Here is a 14,714-nt window from a genome sequence, read left to right as displayed (position 1 = left end):
GCGCACTGTACTGGCGATGGCGAATTCATTCTGTGTACAGATCGCTTGGCGGTGTTAGCGCAAATTTGTCTCTCATTTCATTTCCAAATTCCAGCGCTCGCTGCACGGTTAGGTGGTCCCATGTTTCGTGATAAACTGTGGTCCGTCGAGCAAATGCAGGTCTGCGCAATTGAATAGCCAAAGCGGAAGCTTGGTGCCGAGCGCGAGATCGACGTTCTCGACCCATAACCGTCCGGCGCCACGCGCCGCATTCGACGCAGCATCTCGTCATCGAGTATCGCTTTTCCCAACCCTCTGATCGACTGGCTGTTTCTTTGCCGATCTGATTGCCCCCGACTTCAAGGCGAGGTGGAACTAGATGCGGACACCCGGCCTTAAGAACTGGTTATTGAATTGACAGCCTCCACGATGGCAGCGGGGTCTGCGTGGGTGACCATATGTCCGGCATTCGGAACCAGATGAAGATCGGACCGAGGCAGCGCTTGATGTAAATCTCGCGCCTGTTTGTGTTCGATGACCTGGTCCTCTACTCCGTGGAATATTTTCACCTGGTGGCCCATGCTCGAATAATGGGCTTGGAATTGGGCTGCCGTCGGAATGAGGAGTGCGCTTTCCTCCGCAGCCGCCCTCAATTGTGTGGGCCTGAGAACGAGAGACGCTGGAAATTCATTCTTGAATGTCTGCGGGACGGACCGGGGCGCGAAGATCTTACGGAGAGCTCCCGGCAAGATGGCCAACGAGATGATAGGCGCGACAGTGTAACTGACCAAGTCGCCCAGGACCGGTATGGCTGGACCTGACATCAGCCACACGTCCAATCGGCCGGTCGGGAAGTAGTACCCGGACGCAAGCACGAGACCCCGGACCCGATAATCCTTCCGCACGCCGAGAGCGATAGCGACGAAGGCGCCCCAGGAATGGCCCAGCACCACGGGAGCGCGGATCCCGAGTTGGTCGAGCGCCTTCACCAACAGAGCTGCTTGAGCCGCTGCGCTCCATATTCGAAGCCGCGGCCGCTGACTATAGCCAAAGCCCGGGCGGTCGAAGCACACCACGCGGTTGGTGCGAGCCAGAAGATCGACCAGCCCACTGATCGTGAAGTCCTGGATCATGGATCCGTTGCCATGAAGCAGCACAACGCAAGGGGCCGCGGGATCGCCCCGATCGATATAGTGGAGTACTACGCCGTCGCACTCGAGAAACGTGCCAATCGGCGGATTTCTCCGCTCGGCCAGTTTTGAGAAGCCGATGTTGCCGATGGCGAGAAGTGCCAATGACAAGGCACCGATGAGCAATACGGTTTCAGCGGTGGTCATGACTGGGCCTTGATGATCGAGAGCTAAGAACATTGACCACGCAGCGTGCAGCGGAAGAGCCAACCAAGGAATAATTGGAAGTTGAAGTGCTCGTTCCTGCGCGCAATGGCGGAGGATTGATTAAAAAATTTCCGTGCCCGGGAACGGTCCAGAAAAGCTCACGTTTGCTCGCTTAGGATCGCACCTGTGACGGAGGGCATAGGGTCCGACCTCACCAACAACAACGATGGAGCAACGAAATGGCCAATCCACGCCAGGAGGAAAAGTCTACCCAAAACCCTGAGGACACAATCCGCCGCGCCGCCGAGAGGACCACCGAGCAGACCAGACGGATTGGCTTAGCTACCGTCGAGGCCGGAGAAGAGGTGGCGCAAGCCAGCGGCCATCTGCTGCGACAAAATGCTGAGATGTTGCAAAACACTTGGCGTTTCGGCGTCGACATGGCCACGGCAATGATGGGCCGCTCGGCTGATGAGCTTGGTCGCACGTTCGGCTTGACGGGCAATGAAGCACAGCAGGCAGCGGAACGCTCGGTCCGCAATGCCGAAGCAATCATGTACTCGACGACCGCAGTCGCCAAAGGAATGAACGGGGCATCGCGCGAGTACCTCGATTTCGTTCGACAGCAAACTGAGCGGACCATGGACCGCGTAAATGAACTCTGGCGCTGCCGAACTCCTCACGATTTGGCGGCTGTGCAGACCGATCTGGTGCGCGACACGATCAGCAGCGCGCTGGATACCAGCCGCCGGATGGCGGACCTGTCTCTGAAGATGGCTGACGATGCTCGAAACCATATAACCGAGAGCCTCGAACGCATGCGGCAGGCTGCCTAAAGCACGATCCGGAAAAGTGCGAAGCAGTTTTCCGGAAAGGTCATGCGTAAACAACAACCTAGAGCGCGATGACGATTCATCCCAATCTCATCGCGCTTTAAGTGCGGCTGACACAATCATGGCGGATATGCGCGGCGGAATCTCCGCGCATATGCCCGTAGGCCTGCATCAGCTCACGAAACGGACATCCGACGTTCGTGAGTCCGCGCCTACGCCCGCCGCATCAGCTTGAGCGATGCGGCCAGGCGCAGGCTGCGCTTGCCGGCGAGCGCGATGCCTTCGAGCTCGCCGCTGTCGGCGGTGCAGGTGCCTGAGAAGCCGATCCCGACCTCGAGCCCGCCAAATACCGGATTGTCGTCTTTCGCCGGCGTGTGCTCCTGGTTCAGCATCTCGCCTTTCCAGCGGCCGTCCGCCGAGGAATAGGACCCGAGATAGTAGAAGAACGCATCGCCGCCGAGGATGCGGCCGTCCATCAGCAGCATCACGCCGGAGAGCCCCGCATCGACGCCGTCGAGCGCGCGAATGTGGATGGCATAGAGCCCGTTGACGATGCCGTCGGGACCGACGGTGCCGCGCGGCGGCAGCGCCTCGTCGTCGAGCGGCGCGAGATTGGCCCAGAACACGTTGCCCGGCATGGGTTCGGCCGTGCCCTCGAACAGGATCGTCGATCCTTCCGTCCGGCCGCGCACCTTGATGGCCGCAATATCGGTGCCCATCAGCGGCTTGTAATTGGGATCGTCGTTGTGGCGCTCGGTGATCACCTCGGCTTCGATCACGCCGTCCCTGACCTCGTAGGTACCGAGATGGGCGAAAGCGGAATTGCCGCCGAGCAGCTTGCCCCTGTGCATGCACATGATGCTGCGGCCGAAGGCACCGCCGATGCCGTATTCAACCTTGTAGAGCCCGTCCAGCAACGTCATCGCCCCGCAAAATCGCAAAAAGGATCGCGGGCTACCTAGCACCGGCGCACGACCAAGGCCATCCGGCTTTTCCGCGCAGACCCGCTCGCGGAACCCGTTTGGGCATGGTGCCATCATGCCCCTGTTTTGCCCGACGGGTCAAGCTCTATTTCGGAAAACCAGCATCACGCGATTTCAACCACTTGGCTACTGTGCATGGGGTTGTTTCGATTTTTGGTGGGCGCGGCTGATCGCGCCTCAGTGACGCTTGAAGTATTGCACCTCGCGCTCGTGCTTCTCGGCCGCCGCGCGGCTCTTGAACGTGCCGAGGTTGCGGCGCTTACCGGTCTTGGGATTCACCTTGCGTGAATGGAGGCGATATTCGCCGGATGCGAGTTTGCGGATCATGGCTGCACCTCCCGCTTGTCGTGACGTCAACGGCCCGCACCGCCGCCGGTTCCTTGTGCTCGAAGCTGATCGAACCCGCTGGCGCGCGGTGGCGCATGCCGCCGCGGAGTATCCCGATTAGCTCGAGACCACCTATCGCGACGCCCGCAACAATCTCGCCCACTACATGAAGTGAGTCAGAAGCACAGGGTGGTGACGAGCTGGCCCTGCTTGTTCTTGATCGCATAGGGACAGCGCAGCCGCTCCAGCGCCTTCTTGGCGTCCTCGTCACCGAGCGCGGCGGCGCGCTCGTAATAGGCCTTCGCGGCGTCCTTGTCCTTCGGACCGCCGCGGCCGCCTTCCGCAAAGGCGCCCATCCGCTCCAGCGCGCCGGGATGGTTTTGCGCCGCCGCCTTCTCGAACAGCGCGCGCGCCGCGACATCGTCCTTCTCACCGCCGTTGCCGCTCGCCAGCATCAGGCCGAGCTGGTACTGCGCCTCCGCGTTGGTCTCGGCCGCCTTGCCGAGCAGCGCGCGGGCCTGCACGGGATCAGCCGGCGTGCCGCCGCCGGAGCTGCCGAGCGCGGCGAGATTGGAGACGCCGCGGGGATTGCCCGATTGCGCCGCCTTCTCGAACAGCTTTCGCGCTTGCGCCTCGTCCTTGGCGACGCCGGCGCCGGTGCCATAGGCGACGCCGAGCTCGACCATCGCCGCGCTCGATCCTTTCTCCGCCGCCTTGCGCCAGGCGGCGATCGCCTCGTTCGTCTGCCGGTTGGCCGCATAGGCACGGCCGAGCGCAAACATCGCCCGCCGCGAGGACGACGCGGCCTGCTTGCAGAACCTGATCGCGGTCGCGATGTCGGAAGCTGCGATCTCGCTCACGCCCTTCACGTCGGCCGGCTTGTCGGGATCGCTGGGATCGGCGGCCACCCGGTCGCACAAGACGAGGTCAGCCGATTGCGCATGCGCCGCCAGCGGCGCGGCGAGCGCGAGGAGGATGGCAAAAAGACAAGTTCGCATGAACGCCACGTTGCGTCCCCGTCCCGGCAAATTCAAGGCTCAAGTCCGGATTGGCGCAGCACTGGCACGACCTCAGGCGATGATAGATAGCGGAGCAGACGATCGGCGGCCTCGGCATGCTTCGCGCTGGCCATGCGGCCGGCGCAAAACACGGCCGGCGTTTGCAGCTCATGCGGGATGGGACCGATCACCTCGATGCCGTCGACTATCACGCGGCCCTCGCCAATCATCTCGTCGAGCCCTTCGCGGGTGAGGATGACGAGATCGGCGGCCTCACCGCCGCGCAGGCGCTCGAGCAGCGCCAGCGTCGGCGCAAAATCGGCATCGACACGCATGCCGTGAGCTGCCTCGAAGGCGGAGGACAGGCTGCGCATCGCGCCCATCAGGCCGAGCGTCGAGAGCACACGAACTTTTTCCATGGGCAATTCCTAGGGGTGCGATCAGGCGCGGTGCATCAGCTTGAGCGCGGCGGTGAGGCGCAGGCTGCGCTTGCCGGCAAAGGCGGTCGCCTCCAGCACCGCTTCTTCGCCGCTATAGCGGCCTGAGAAGCCGATGCCGACCTCGTGGCCGCCAAAGACCGGATCGTCTTTCGCGGGCGTGTGCTCCTGATTGAGGATCTGGCCTTTCCAGCGACCGTTCGCGGCGGTGTAGCTGCCGAGATAGTAGAACGCTGCATCGCCGCCGAGGATGCGGCCTCCTTTGAGCAGCATCACGCCGGTGAGGCCGCCGTCGACGCCGTCGAGCATGCGCAGATGCACCGAATAGAGCCCGTCGACGATGCCGCCCTCTCCGACACTGCCGACGATCCGCACCTCGTCTTCGGTGATCGGCGTCATCACCGACTGGAACGGTACGCCCGGCAGCTCCTTGAGCTCGCCCTTGAAGCGATAGAGATCGCCATCGGCCCAGCCGCTCGCAAGCAAGGTCGCGTCATCGGTGCCGGCCATGGCGCGGTAGTTCGGGTCGGGGTTGTGGCGGACGGTCTTGATCACGACATCGACGCCGCTTTCGGTCTTCTCGTAGGTGCCGATATGGGCAAAAGCCGAATTGCCGCCGAGCATCTTGCCATTGCCGGCATACATCACGCTGCGGCCGACCGCGTCGCCGAGCTGAAACCGCACCTTGTAGAAGCCTTCAAACACCAGCCGTGTCCCCGGCCCGCATCCCGCCGGCACTCTATCCCGGTTTCGGCGCCGGTGGACAGATTTCAAGTCGGCCGGCAGCCCGCAAATGATGGACGTCATCAAAATGAAAAATCCGCCGGAGCTCGTCTGCTCCGGCGGATTGAAGACCAACCCGGGCCAGCCCCAGCCCGGGCCGGGAGGATTTTAGGCCACGGCCTTCTTGTCGGTCGGCACGGACGAGATCGTCTTCAGGATCTGCGAAGCGATCTGGTAGGGGTCGCCTTGCGAGTTCGGACGGCGGTCTTCCAGATAGCCCTTGTAGCCGTTGTTGATGAAGGAATGCGGAACGCGGATCGAAGCGCCGCGATCGGCCACGCCGTAGCTGAACTTGTTCCAGGGCGCGGTCTCGTGCTTACCGGTCAGACGCTTGTCGTTGTCCGGGCCGTAGACGGCGATGTGGTCCATCAGGTTCTTCTCGAACGCGGCCATCAGCGCCTCGAAATACTCCTTGCCGCCGACTTCGCGCATATAGGCGGTCGAGAAGTTGGCGTGCATGCCCGAGCCGTTCCAGTCGGTGTCGCCGAGCGGCTTGCAGTGGAACTCGATGTCGATGCCGTACTTCTCAGTGAGGCGCAGCATCAAGTAGCGGGCCATCCACATCTGGTCGGCAGCCGTCTTGGAGCCCTTGCCGAAGATCTGGAATTCCCACTGGCCTTTGGCGACTTCCGCGTTGATGCCTTCGTGGTTGATGCCGGCAGCCAAGCAGAGGTCGAGATGCTCCTCGACGATCTTGCGGGCGACGTCGCCGACGTTCGAATAGCCGACGCCGGTGTAGTACGGGCCCTGCGGCGCCGGATAGCCGGACTCGGGGAAGCCGAGCGGACGGCCGTTCTTGTAGAAGAAGTATTCCTGCTCGAAGCCGAACCAGGCGCCGGCGTCATCGAGGATGGTGGCGCGCTTGTTGGACGGATGCGGGGTCTTGCCGTCCGGCATCATGACTTCGCACATCACGAGCACGCCGTTGGTGCGGGCGGCGTCCGGGAACACGGCAACCGGCTTCAGCACGCAATCGGAGCTGTGGCCTTCGGCCTGCTGGGTGGAGGAGCCATCGAAGCCCCAGAGCGGAAGCTGCTCGAGCGTCGGGAACGACGCAAATTCCTTGATCTGGGTTTTGCCGCGCAAGTTCGGAGTCGGCGTATATCCGTCGAGCCAGATGTACTCGAGCTTATACTTGGTCATTGAGCCTCTCTGTAGATGATGCGAAAGGTGGGGTTGAGAGCCCCGCACGTTTGTACCCGGCCATCATCGGCCGGCCCTCCACAAGCACGTTGCGTGCCAAAAAGCCGCAGCGCGGAAGGTTATCCACCACCGTCGGGCTCGGCCGGCTGGTAGCGGATCGTCCACAGCGGCGTGCGTCATAGCCGCGCACCTTCGCGTGAAGCTGCACTGCAAAAATCCCGCGGAAAACGCCCGATTTTGAAGCATGCCGGCTGTCGCCGGAGCTTGCCGATCAAACGCGCATCAATGTCCGGCAATTTTCGCAAAGCGACCGACCCCTGCTCAGCAACCTTTGGAATGGCCCAGGCGTTAGTCACCGAGACGATGCCTTAGAGGGTGCAGAGGGCTGCATGCCCACAAATTAGGCGACAACTGATTTCCTCTTGAGCACTTTTCAATTCGAGGGGCGCGGCCGATATGGGGATTGCAGTAACCACAATCGAACGAGTCGGGCGCACCATGGAGGCCAAGGCGCTTTGACCAAGGAGAAATCGCAATGATGAACAATGGTCTGAGTCAGGGATCTGCGAAGATCTACCAATTTCCCGTCGGGGGCCGTGCAGCTCTCGCCGGACGCCGCTATGGCGAAGCCCGCCTTCCCGCCGATCAGGCTTCGCTTCCCGCGAACGTCTCGATCTGCAGCGACAGCTGGTATCACCAGGACGCGGTCGACGAAGCCAAGCCGAAATGGGACCGCTAATGCCTGTGGCTCGGTCAATACCGCCGCGCACTCTCGAGCGACCGGCGGCAGTTTGAAAAGGGTCGAAACAACGGTGTTTCGGCCCTTTTTGATTCTTGCCGAACTCCCGGCTAGAGCGCGGGCTTTTCGACGACCACGCAGGCTGTGGTTGGTCGCTTCAAATGCTTGACCGTGGTCACTCCGGTCTTGGCAATCCTCAGCGTGACTCCCGCCCCCGAATAGCGCGCGCCAGACAGAGTCAGCCGCTTCGCCAGCGTGATGGGCTCGCCGTCGATCTGGAGGAAGGCGCGCTTGTCGTAGTCGTAAAACCCCACGATGAATTGCGTACCATCAGCGCAGCGGTAGGTCCGGAACGTCTGCGCCTCGGCCTGCCGCGCGCCGGAAATTCCGCCCGCCAGCATGGTGATCGCCAAAACAATGGCCTTGTGCCAATCCATGATCGCCCCCGTGATAGACTTCAAGGACGCCAGCCGTGCGCCCGGTGGAACCATAACCCAAGCTGATCTGATGCAAGACTCTTCCTTGAAGGACTCCCCTGCCCGTCACCTCGCCTTGCAGGGCGCGAGCAATTTCCGCGATCTCGGCGGCTATCCGACCACCGACGGCCGCACCACGCGCTGGCGGCACATTTTCCGCTCCAACCATCTCGGCCAGCTCACGGCCGCCGACGTCGAGATCGTCCGCGCGCTCGGCGTGCGCAGCGCGTTCGACTTTCGCGGTGTCGAGGAGCGCGCGGCCGGCATCTGTGTGGTGGAGGAGATCGCTGTGCATTCGCTGCCGATCGAGCCCACGGTGGTCGCCGCGCTCCGCGCCGAGCTCGTCGCGGGCAGACTGACCGCGCCGGTGGCGAGCGAGATCATGCGCGACTCCTACCGCAACTATGTCCGCGACAACACACACAGCTTCCGCACGCTGTTCGGTCATCTGCTGGAAGACTGCGCGCCGCTCGTGATCCATTGCACCGCCGGCAAGGATCGCACCGGCTTTGCCAGCGCGCTGATCCTGCATGCTCTGGGCGTGCCAGACGACATCATTGTCGAGGATTATTTGCTGACCAATCAGCACTACAAGCGCGATGCGCTGGCTGCCACCGACCTGCCCGAGGACGTGCGCAATGCCATCGGCAGCGTCGAGGCGTCATACCTTGCCGCGGCTTTCGAAGCCGTCGGCAAGGAGTATGGCGATCTCGAAACCTATTTGCGCGATGGGCTCAGGATTGGCCCACCGGAGCGGGAGGCGCTGCGGGCGCGGTATCTGCAGTCGTAATCAAGCACCCGCATTTCTGCGTGGCTCCGGTGGCCTTGAGGATCGCCGAACGAAGGGCACGGGCGACGTGCATTGTACTCCAGTCGCTCTGGTGCAGCCGCAGATCATCGTCCGGGGCAACGAGCTGCTCGAACGACGCCTTGTTGCAGACGTGCCAGTGCCGCATCAGCGCCCAGCGCTGGAAGAGATTGACCTTGGCCTCCTGCGCAGCGGTTCGGATCGCCGCAACCATCTTTTCGGCCAGCTCGGCGTTGTCGTCGTACAGCATGGCCGTCGTGTATTGCGGATCGATCAGCACGACATCGATGGTCGGATGCTCGTGCAGGAATTTCAATCCCTCCGCGATCTTGCCGATCACCTCATCGAAGTTGAACTCCTTCTGGCGGAAAACGGCGTTGGTTCCAACTTGCCAAAGCACCAGAGATGGCTTGTCAGCAAAGATGTCGTCGTTGAACCGAACTACTTCCAGGTTCGCTTCTTCGCCGCCCCTGCCCCGGTTGAATACGTCTATCCGGATGTTCGGACGCTGATCGTGGTCCTTGAAATGTCTTCTCAAATACAGTTCGAGCCGTGCGGGATAGGCAACGACATTGTCGAGTCCGGCCGTCGAGGACGATCCCATCGCCACGATGCGTACAGGCCCCGTTCCGGCCAGCGCGGTTCGGAAATTATCCAGCGGATGTTTGAGATCAACGATCGAAGCGGGAAATTCGAGGCTAGGAAAATTGTCAGGCATGGAACAACCTCCTCTACGATCTAAAGTTGCATCTATAGCCCAGTTTGGAAACCGCCGCCATTGCAACTCCAATTCGAGCGGAGCAATAGTCGGCGCAAAGTGAGACAACGGAGAGTATCGTGCAGGGAAAAGTCATTGTCGTGACCGGTGCGCTCGGCGCGCTCGGCAAGGTGGTCGCCGAGATCGCGCAGTCGCGCGGTGCGCGCATTGCCGGTATCGACTATGCGCCCTCGCAATTTCCGGCAACGCCTGAGCGCATCGAGATCGGCGGCGTCGATCTGTCGGATGCGGCACAGGCGAAGGCGGCGATCGAGGCCGCTGCGAAGCATTTCGGCCGGCTCGACGCGCTCATCAACATCGCCGGCGGCTTCGCGTTCGAGACGGTCGGCGATGGCGACATCAAGACCTGGCAGCGCATGCACGCGCTCAACGTACTGACGGCGCTCAACGCCTCACAGGCCGCACTGCCGCATCTTGCCGCCTCGAAAGCCGGCCGCATCGTCAACATCGGCGCGATGGGCGCGCTTCAGGCAGGCTCCGGCATGGGCCCCTACGCCGCGTCGAAGGCCGGCGTGCATCGCCTGACCGAGGCGCTGGCGAACGAGTGGAAAGGCAAGGTCACTGTGAACGCGGTGCTGCCCTCGATCATCGACACCCAGGCGAACCGCGCCGACATGCCCAAAGCGGACTTTTCGAAATGGGTGACGCCGCAGGAACTCGCCGAGGTGATCCTGTTCCTCGCCAGCGACGCCGCGAGCGGCGTCACGGGTGCGCTGATCCCGGTTGGCGGTCGGGTCTGATCAATCCGGCACCAGGAGCCGCAGATCACCCTTGAAGCGGATGCTCTGCTTGCCGGCGAGCGCGATGCCCTCGCCATAGGCGGTCTCGTCGGTATAGGTGCCGCTGAAACCGATCGTCACGACCTTGCGTCCCCAGACCGGACGCTCGTCGAACGAGGGCGAATGCTCCTCGTTGGTCAGCTCGCCTTTCCACTTGCCATTCGCCGAGGTGTAGCTGCCATACGCGAAGAAGAATGAATCGCCGCCGCGCATGGTGCCGTCGCGCAGCACCATGACGCCCTGATTGCCGCCTTGGACGCTATCGAGAAACTTGATCCGGATGTGATAGAGCCCGTTCCTGATCGTCATGTCGCAAGCCGCCCCACCTGTCCCCGTCCGCAGCATAATCGCACCATGTGTTCCCGATCAAATCACACGGAGTCCGAGTCCGATCCGGGCTAGACTGCCCACAACTGATTCTCCGATCGGACGTCCAGTGGAAACCGCGCTCTATCTTCCCGTAAAACGCTTCCTCGAAGAGCTCGGCTTCACCGTGAAGGGGGAGATCGGCGGCTGCGATCTCGTCGGCCTCAGCGCCGGCGACCCGCCGGTCGTCGTGATCGGCGAGCTCAAGCTCGCCTTCAATCTCGAGCTGATCCTGCAGGCGGTCGATCGCGCGCCTGCAGGTGACGAGGTCTGGATCGCGGCAAAGATGTCGGCCCGCGGCAAGGGACGCGAGAGCGATTCGCGTTATCGCAATCTCTGCCGCCGGCTCGGCTTCGGCATGCTCGGGGTCACCGAGCGCGGTCAGGTCGAGGTGCTGGTGAAGCCGCCGACCGCGGCGCTGCGCCGCGAGCCGAAGGTGCGCTCGCGCCTCGTCGCCGAGCATCAGCGCCGCCAGGGCGATCCCGTGCTCGGCGGCAGCACGCGCGCGCCGATCATGACGGCGTATCGCCAGCAGGCGCTGGCCTGCGCGTCAGCGCTCGCCGATGGTCCGCGGCGCGTGCGCGAATTGCGCGAGCGCTGTCCTGATGCCGGCAAGATCTTGCTTAACAATGTGTATGGCTGGTTCGAACGTGCCGACCGGGGAATCTACGGGCTGACCGAGGCCGGGCACGCAGCGCTGAAACGCTGGCCACAGCAGCGTGTCGGGGTCGACGCCGGTGCCGCGTCACCGCCCTGACACCCGACGGGCGCATAGCTGTGATGTCACACCGATTCCATATTGCAATGCAACATCGGTGGCACTAGGTATCCCGGCATCAAAATGAGGCCGTTATGAGCGCAGACTGGAATACCAAATATGGCACGCGGCGCGTGCGCCACGATCCGCCCACCCTGGACGAGGCGATCTTCGCCGCCGTCGGCATCACCGACGACCAGGAGCAGCAGGCCGAGATCGCTGCCGCGCTGATGGGCATGCCGCTCGACGTCGTTCAGGCCGAAGTGAAGAAGCAGGCTCGCACCAACAGCCGCATCACCGCCACTCGCGTGATCGCCGGTGAACAGGGTGCGCAGCGCTCCGTCGTGGTCGAACGCCGCGTCGTCCGCCGTTTCGGCAACGACAAGCGCACCGGCACCTGACGCTCACTTCACAGCTCCAAACAAAAAGCGGGCCGGTTTTGCCGGTCCGCTTTCTGATTCCAATCCGCTTTTGAACTCAGGCGGCGCGATTGCCGTACATGCTGGAGATGATCTTCCAGCAGGTCGAGTTGAAGCTGAGAAGTGCGCGCCCGGCCTTGAACGGCGCGGCGGCAAGATCGGCGAGCTCGTCTTCAGTCGTCTTGGTGAGATCGATCGTGCCGGTCGATTCGCCATGGCGGAATTGCAGATGCGCGCCGAACTTACGGGCGAGCGCCCGCATCGCGTGATTCTCGGCGCCGGTGGTGATGCGCAGGCGCTTGAATCCTTTCCAGCGCGCCTCAGCGATCAGGCGGCTGAACAGGATGGTGCCGACGTTCTGGCGGCGTGCTGATGCCTCCACGCTGAAGGCCACTTCGGGCAGCGAATCACCTTCCGGCGGATGCAGCTCGGCCGCGCCGCGCACCACGCCATCGACGATGTAGGCGACGATCACGGTTCCGTCCTCGGCGCAGCGGGCGGCATAGCGCTCGATGAAGCTGTCGTCGAGAAAACCGTTGAAGCGGTCGTGCCGGCTTGCGGCATCGAGCCTGAGCAGGTGATCGCGCAGAAGCGGCAATTCTTCCTGCTGGCTCAGGGTCCGCACATAGCCCGGAACGGAGGTCGTGCGGGCGGTGTCTTCAAGTACCACGTCAAAACTCCTCTTGGTGTCCCTCGAGGAGGCGTTCGAATCCCTAGGCCTCCAATATTGTGCGTCGCAACACGCTTTTCAAGACGGAAACCTGCCCAACTTAGAGGCACCGGAACGACTAATTCGTTAACAAAATCAAGGTCCCGTAATCCCTACAGGACCAGTTGGGTCTGGGTCACGATTGCGACCAGTTTGCCGTCTTCCGTTTCCACCCGGGTGGTCCAGACCTGGGTTCGCCGACCCCGGTGCACGGGGGTCGCGGTGGCGATAACGCTGGTGCCTTCCTTGGCGCCGCCGATGAAGTTGGTCTTGCTCTCCAGCGTGGTCGTGCCCTTGGCGTCCTCGGGCAAATTGATCACGGTCGCCGCCGCGCCGACGGAATCGGCCAGCGCCATCACCGCACCGCCGTGGATGGTGTGATGAAGCGTGCAGAGATCGGGCCGGACCATCATCCGCGCCACCACGCGATCCCTATCGGCCTCGACGAATTCGACGCCCTTGAGCTCGGCGAACGGCATCTTCATCGCTTTGAGTTTCTCGAGCGGCGTCATCAAAAGTCCTCCCAATGTCTTGTTGTCTCAGGGTGAATGGCTTCGCGCGGCAAAGCAATGACGTCAGAGGTAATGGCTGCCGTGACATCGGAGCGCGCATTTGCGCATACGCTCGTCCCATGCGCCATTCCCGCCCCGCCGCATCGTCTGCCTGACCGAAGAGACGGTCGAAACGATGTACCTGCTCGGCGAGCAGGACCGCATCGTCGGTGTCTCCGGCTACGCCGTCCCCAGGTGCGGCACGAGATGCCGCGGGTATCGGCCTTTGTCTCCGCGGCAGCATGGGCCCCGGCTCTGCAGCAACCGCTGAGAGGCGCTGCGCTGCGTCCGGGTCACGAGGCCGTTCTTACGTCACCGCGTTGACGACCTGGTACTCCGGCCGCCGCCACACCTCGCCTGTGATCACCTCCTCGATGATCTCGGCTGCGCGGACGATTTCATCCTCTCCGATATACAGCGGCGTAATCCCGAACCGCATGATATCAGGCGCGCGGAAGTCTCCGATCACGCCGCGCGCGATGAGGGCCTGCATGGCGGCGTAGCCGCTGTCGAAAGCGAACGAGACTTGTGAGCCGCGGTGCGCGTGCGAACGCGGCGTCACCAGCTTCAGAGACGGGCAGCGGCGCTCCACCTCCGCAATCAGGAGATCGCCGAGCGCTAGCGAGCGCGCGCGGACCTCGGCAATATCGACGCGATCCCAAATGTCGAGCGAAGCTTCCAGCGCCGCCATGGCCAGCACTGGCGGCGTGCCGACGCGCATGCGCTCGACGCCGCTGGCGGCCGCATAGCCAAGCTCGAACGCGAAGGGTTTTGCGTGCCCCATCCAACCCGATAGCGCAGCGCGTGCGTCATCGGCATGGCGCGGCGCGACATAAAGGAAGGCCGGTGCACCCGGGCCGGCGTTGATGTATTTGTAGGTGCACCCAGCGGCGAAATCGGCACCCGAGCCGGCGACATCGACCGGCAGCGCGCCGGCCGAATGCGCGAGGTCCCACACCGTGACGATACCGAGAGCATGCGCCTTTGCCGTCAGCTTCGCCATGTCATGGCGGCGGCCGGTGCGGTAATCGACCTCGGTGATGTAGAGCACCGCGATGTCCTCCGACAGCGCGGCTTCGATCTCCTCCGGCGCGACCAGGCGCAACTGGTGGCCGCGCCCGAGCGTAGCGATCAGGCCCTCGGCCATGTAGAGATCGGTCGGGAAATTGCCGGTGTCTGAAAGCACGACCTTGCGCGATGCGTTCATGTCGAGCGCGGCGGCGAGCGCCTGATAGACCTTCAGCGACAGCGTGTCGCCGACCATCACCGACCCTGCCTCCGCGCCGATCAGCCGCGCGATGCGATCGCCGACATGGCGCGGCTGGGCATACCAGCCCGCCGTGTTCCAGGCGCGGATCAGCTCATTGCCCCACTCGTCCGTGATGACACGATTGACGCGCTCGGCGACGCCCAGCGGCAGCGCCCCGAGCGAGTTGCCGTCGAGATAGATCACACCGTCGGGCAGGTGAAACAGGGCCCTGGTGTCGTCGTAGACGCGAAGCTTGGTCATGG

The 14,714-nt window shown here is 63.0% G+C and carries 19 protein-coding genes and 1 pseudogene; 7 read left to right on the top strand and 13 right to left on the bottom strand.

The features are described 5' to 3' along the window. Window positions 1-374: 374 nt before the first annotated feature. Complete coding sequence (locus AC5V87_RS19275; protein WP_495367470.1) at window positions 375-1,316, bottom strand: alpha/beta fold hydrolase; 942 nt, start codon at window positions 1,314-1,316, stop codon at window positions 375-377. Window positions 1,317-1,555: 239 nt separating this feature from the next. Here AC5V87_RS19275 and AC5V87_RS19270 point away from each other — a divergent pair, with 239 nt between their 5' ends. Further along, on the top strand, window positions 1,556-2,152 hold the full coding sequence (locus AC5V87_RS19270; protein WP_456838745.1) for a phasin family protein: 597 nt from the start codon (window positions 1,556-1,558) through the stop codon (window positions 2,150-2,152). A gap of 209 nt (window positions 2,153-2,361) precedes the next feature. Here AC5V87_RS19270 and AC5V87_RS19265 read toward each other — a convergent pair whose 3' ends face one another. The 6 genes from AC5V87_RS19265 to AC5V87_RS19240 form a co-directional block, all read right to left on the bottom strand. Continuing rightward, window positions 2,362-3,066: a GrlR family regulatory protein gene (locus AC5V87_RS19265; RefSeq protein WP_495371921.1), complete on the bottom strand. Its 705-nt coding sequence runs from the start codon at window positions 3,064-3,066 to the stop codon at window positions 2,362-2,364. A gap of 243 nt (window positions 3,067-3,309) precedes the next feature. Next, window positions 3,310-3,459 (bottom strand): hypothetical protein, encoded by a 150-nt coding sequence (locus tag AC5V87_RS19260; protein WP_495367469.1) that lies wholly within the window; start codon window positions 3,457-3,459, stop codon window positions 3,310-3,312. Window positions 3,460-3,635: 176 nt separating this feature from the next. Further along, window positions 3,636-4,457: a tetratricopeptide repeat protein gene (locus AC5V87_RS19255; RefSeq protein ID WP_495367468.1), complete on the bottom strand. Its 822-nt coding sequence runs from the start codon at window positions 4,455-4,457 to the stop codon at window positions 3,636-3,638. A 32-nt stretch (window positions 4,458-4,489) separates the two neighbouring features. After that, on the bottom strand, window positions 4,490-4,876 hold the full coding sequence (locus AC5V87_RS19250) for a substrate-binding domain-containing protein (protein WP_495367467.1): 387 nt from the start codon (window positions 4,874-4,876) through the stop codon (window positions 4,490-4,492). 21 nt (window positions 4,877-4,897) lie between these two features. Next, entirely contained in the window at window positions 4,898-5,599 is a 702-nt protein-coding gene (locus tag AC5V87_RS19245; protein WP_495367466.1) for a GrlR family regulatory protein, read from the bottom strand. A 186-nt stretch (window positions 5,600-5,785) separates the two neighbouring features. Next, window positions 5,786-6,820, bottom strand: coding sequence for a glutamine synthetase beta-grasp domain-containing protein (locus AC5V87_RS19240; protein ID WP_456838749.1), 1,035 nt, complete (start codon window positions 6,818-6,820; stop codon window positions 5,786-5,788). A 535-nt stretch (window positions 6,821-7,355) separates the two neighbouring features. Here AC5V87_RS19240 and AC5V87_RS19235 point away from each other — a divergent pair. Beyond that, window positions 7,356-7,559 (top strand): DUF2735 domain-containing protein, encoded by a 204-nt coding sequence (locus AC5V87_RS19235; RefSeq protein WP_456838750.1) that lies wholly within the window; start codon window positions 7,356-7,358, stop codon window positions 7,557-7,559. Between the two features lie 110 nt (window positions 7,560-7,669). Here the strand turns inward: AC5V87_RS19235 and AC5V87_RS19230 are convergent, their stop codons facing one another. Continuing rightward, the gene (locus AC5V87_RS19230) at window positions 7,670-7,996 is read right to left on the bottom strand and encodes an MliC family protein (RefSeq protein WP_495367465.1); all 327 of its coding nucleotides are present in this window, start codon (window positions 7,994-7,996) and stop codon (window positions 7,670-7,672) included. Window positions 7,997-8,081: 85 nt separating this feature from the next. Between AC5V87_RS19230 and AC5V87_RS19225 the strand changes: the two genes are divergently transcribed. Continuing rightward, window positions 8,082-8,825 (top strand): tyrosine-protein phosphatase, encoded by a 744-nt coding sequence (locus AC5V87_RS19225; protein ID WP_495367464.1) that lies wholly within the window; start codon window positions 8,082-8,084, stop codon window positions 8,823-8,825. Here the strand turns inward: AC5V87_RS19225 and AC5V87_RS19220 are convergent. After that, on the bottom strand, window positions 8,770-9,669 hold the full coding sequence (locus tag AC5V87_RS19220) for an SGNH/GDSL hydrolase family protein (protein ID WP_495367463.1): 900 nt from the start codon (window positions 9,667-9,669) through the stop codon (window positions 8,770-8,772). The two genes, AC5V87_RS19225 and AC5V87_RS19220, sit on opposite strands and share 56 nt — an antisense overlap. 11 nt (window positions 9,670-9,680) lie before the next feature. Between AC5V87_RS19220 and AC5V87_RS19215 the strand changes: the two genes are divergently transcribed. After that, window positions 9,681-10,361, top strand: a complete 681-nt coding sequence (locus AC5V87_RS19215) for an SDR family oxidoreductase (RefSeq protein WP_456838752.1) — start codon at window positions 9,681-9,683, stop codon at window positions 10,359-10,361. Here AC5V87_RS19215 and AC5V87_RS19210 read toward each other — a convergent pair whose 3' ends face one another. Further along, on the bottom strand, window positions 10,362-10,709 hold the full coding sequence (locus AC5V87_RS19210) for a hypothetical protein (protein WP_456838753.1): 348 nt from the start codon (window positions 10,707-10,709) through the stop codon (window positions 10,362-10,364). A gap of 127 nt (window positions 10,710-10,836) precedes the next feature. Here AC5V87_RS19210 and AC5V87_RS19205 point away from each other — a divergent pair, with 127 nt between their 5' ends. Next, window positions 10,837-11,523 carry a DUF2161 domain-containing phosphodiesterase gene (locus AC5V87_RS19205; protein WP_456838754.1) on the top strand — a complete coding sequence of 229 codons (687 nt, stop codon included), beginning with the start codon at window positions 10,837-10,839 and terminating at the stop codon, window positions 11,521-11,523. A 95-nt stretch (window positions 11,524-11,618) separates the two neighbouring features. Next, window positions 11,619-11,924: a hypothetical protein gene (locus tag AC5V87_RS19200; RefSeq protein ID WP_015686575.1), complete on the top strand. Its 306-nt coding sequence runs from the start codon at window positions 11,619-11,621 to the stop codon at window positions 11,922-11,924. Window positions 11,925-12,000: 76 nt separating this feature from the next. Here the strand turns inward: AC5V87_RS19200 and AC5V87_RS19195 are convergent, their stop codons facing one another. Both AC5V87_RS19195 and AC5V87_RS19190 read right to left on the bottom strand, forming a co-directional pair. Then, window positions 12,001-12,612, bottom strand: coding sequence for a GNAT family N-acetyltransferase (locus AC5V87_RS19195; protein ID WP_495367462.1), 612 nt, complete (start codon window positions 12,610-12,612; stop codon window positions 12,001-12,003). 152 nt (window positions 12,613-12,764) lie between these two features. Beyond that, window positions 12,765-13,163: a PaaI family thioesterase gene (locus AC5V87_RS19190; RefSeq protein WP_495367461.1), complete on the bottom strand. Its 399-nt coding sequence runs from the start codon at window positions 13,161-13,163 to the stop codon at window positions 12,765-12,767. 175 nt (window positions 13,164-13,338) lie between these two features. Between AC5V87_RS19190 and AC5V87_RS19185 the strand changes: the two are divergent. Further along, window positions 13,339-13,439 (top strand): annotated as a pseudogene (locus AC5V87_RS19185) (cobalamin-binding protein); the annotation flags it as partial. A gap of 70 nt (window positions 13,440-13,509) precedes the next feature. On the opposite strand, the gene kynU reads toward AC5V87_RS19185, so the two are convergent. Next, on the bottom strand, window positions 13,510-14,712 hold the full coding sequence (gene kynU / locus AC5V87_RS19180; protein ID WP_495367460.1) for a kynureninase: 1,203 nt from the start codon (window positions 14,710-14,712) through the stop codon (window positions 13,510-13,512). Between the last annotated feature and the right edge of the window lie 2 nt (window positions 14,713-14,714).

The sequence above is a fragment of the Bradyrhizobium sp. SOJA106 genome (assembly GCF_059448745.1).
Note: the sequence above shows the minus strand (reverse complement) of the source record. Positions and strands in the feature narration are given on the sequence as shown.

What these genes read in the sequence shown, in the direction of transcription:
- AC5V87_RS19200 (WP_015686575.1), top strand. Translation starts at nt 11,619, where the DNA reads ATGAGCGCAGACTGGAATACCAAATATGGCACGCGGCGCGTGCGCCAC.
- AC5V87_RS19230 (WP_495367465.1), bottom strand. Translation starts at nt 7,996, where the DNA reads ATGGATTGGCACAAGGCCATTGTTTTGGCGATCACCATGCTGGCGGGC.
- AC5V87_RS19240 (WP_456838749.1), bottom strand. Translation starts at nt 6,820, where the DNA reads ATGACCAAGTATAAGCTCGAGTACATCTGGCTCGACGGATATACGCCG.
- AC5V87_RS19260 (WP_495367469.1), bottom strand. Translation starts at nt 3,459, where the DNA reads ATGATCCGCAAACTCGCATCCGGCGAATATCGCCTCCATTCACGCAAG.
- AC5V87_RS19235 (WP_456838750.1), top strand. Translation starts at nt 7,356, where the DNA reads ATGATGAACAATGGTCTGAGTCAGGGATCTGCGAAGATCTACCAATTT.
- AC5V87_RS19255 (WP_495367468.1), bottom strand. Translation starts at nt 4,457, where the DNA reads ATGCGAACTTGTCTTTTTGCCATCCTCCTCGCGCTCGCCGCGCCGCTG.
- AC5V87_RS19190 (WP_495367461.1), bottom strand. Translation starts at nt 13,163, where the DNA reads ATGACGCCGCTCGAGAAACTCAAAGCGATGAAGATGCCGTTCGCCGAG.
- kynU (WP_495367460.1), bottom strand. Translation starts at nt 14,712, where the DNA reads ATGACCAAGCTTCGCGTCTACGACGACACCAGGGCCCTGTTTCACCTG.
- AC5V87_RS19275 (WP_495367470.1), bottom strand. Translation starts at nt 1,316, where the DNA reads ATGACCACCGCTGAAACCGTATTGCTCATCGGTGCCTTGTCATTGGCA.
- AC5V87_RS19250 (WP_495367467.1), bottom strand. Translation starts at nt 4,876, where the DNA reads ATGGAAAAAGTTCGTGTGCTCTCGACGCTCGGCCTGATGGGCGCGATG.
- AC5V87_RS19270 (WP_456838745.1), top strand. Translation starts at nt 1,556, where the DNA reads ATGGCCAATCCACGCCAGGAGGAAAAGTCTACCCAAAACCCTGAGGAC.
- AC5V87_RS19210 (WP_456838753.1), bottom strand. Translation starts at nt 10,709, where the DNA reads ATGACGATCAGGAACGGGCTCTATCACATCCGGATCAAGTTTCTCGAT.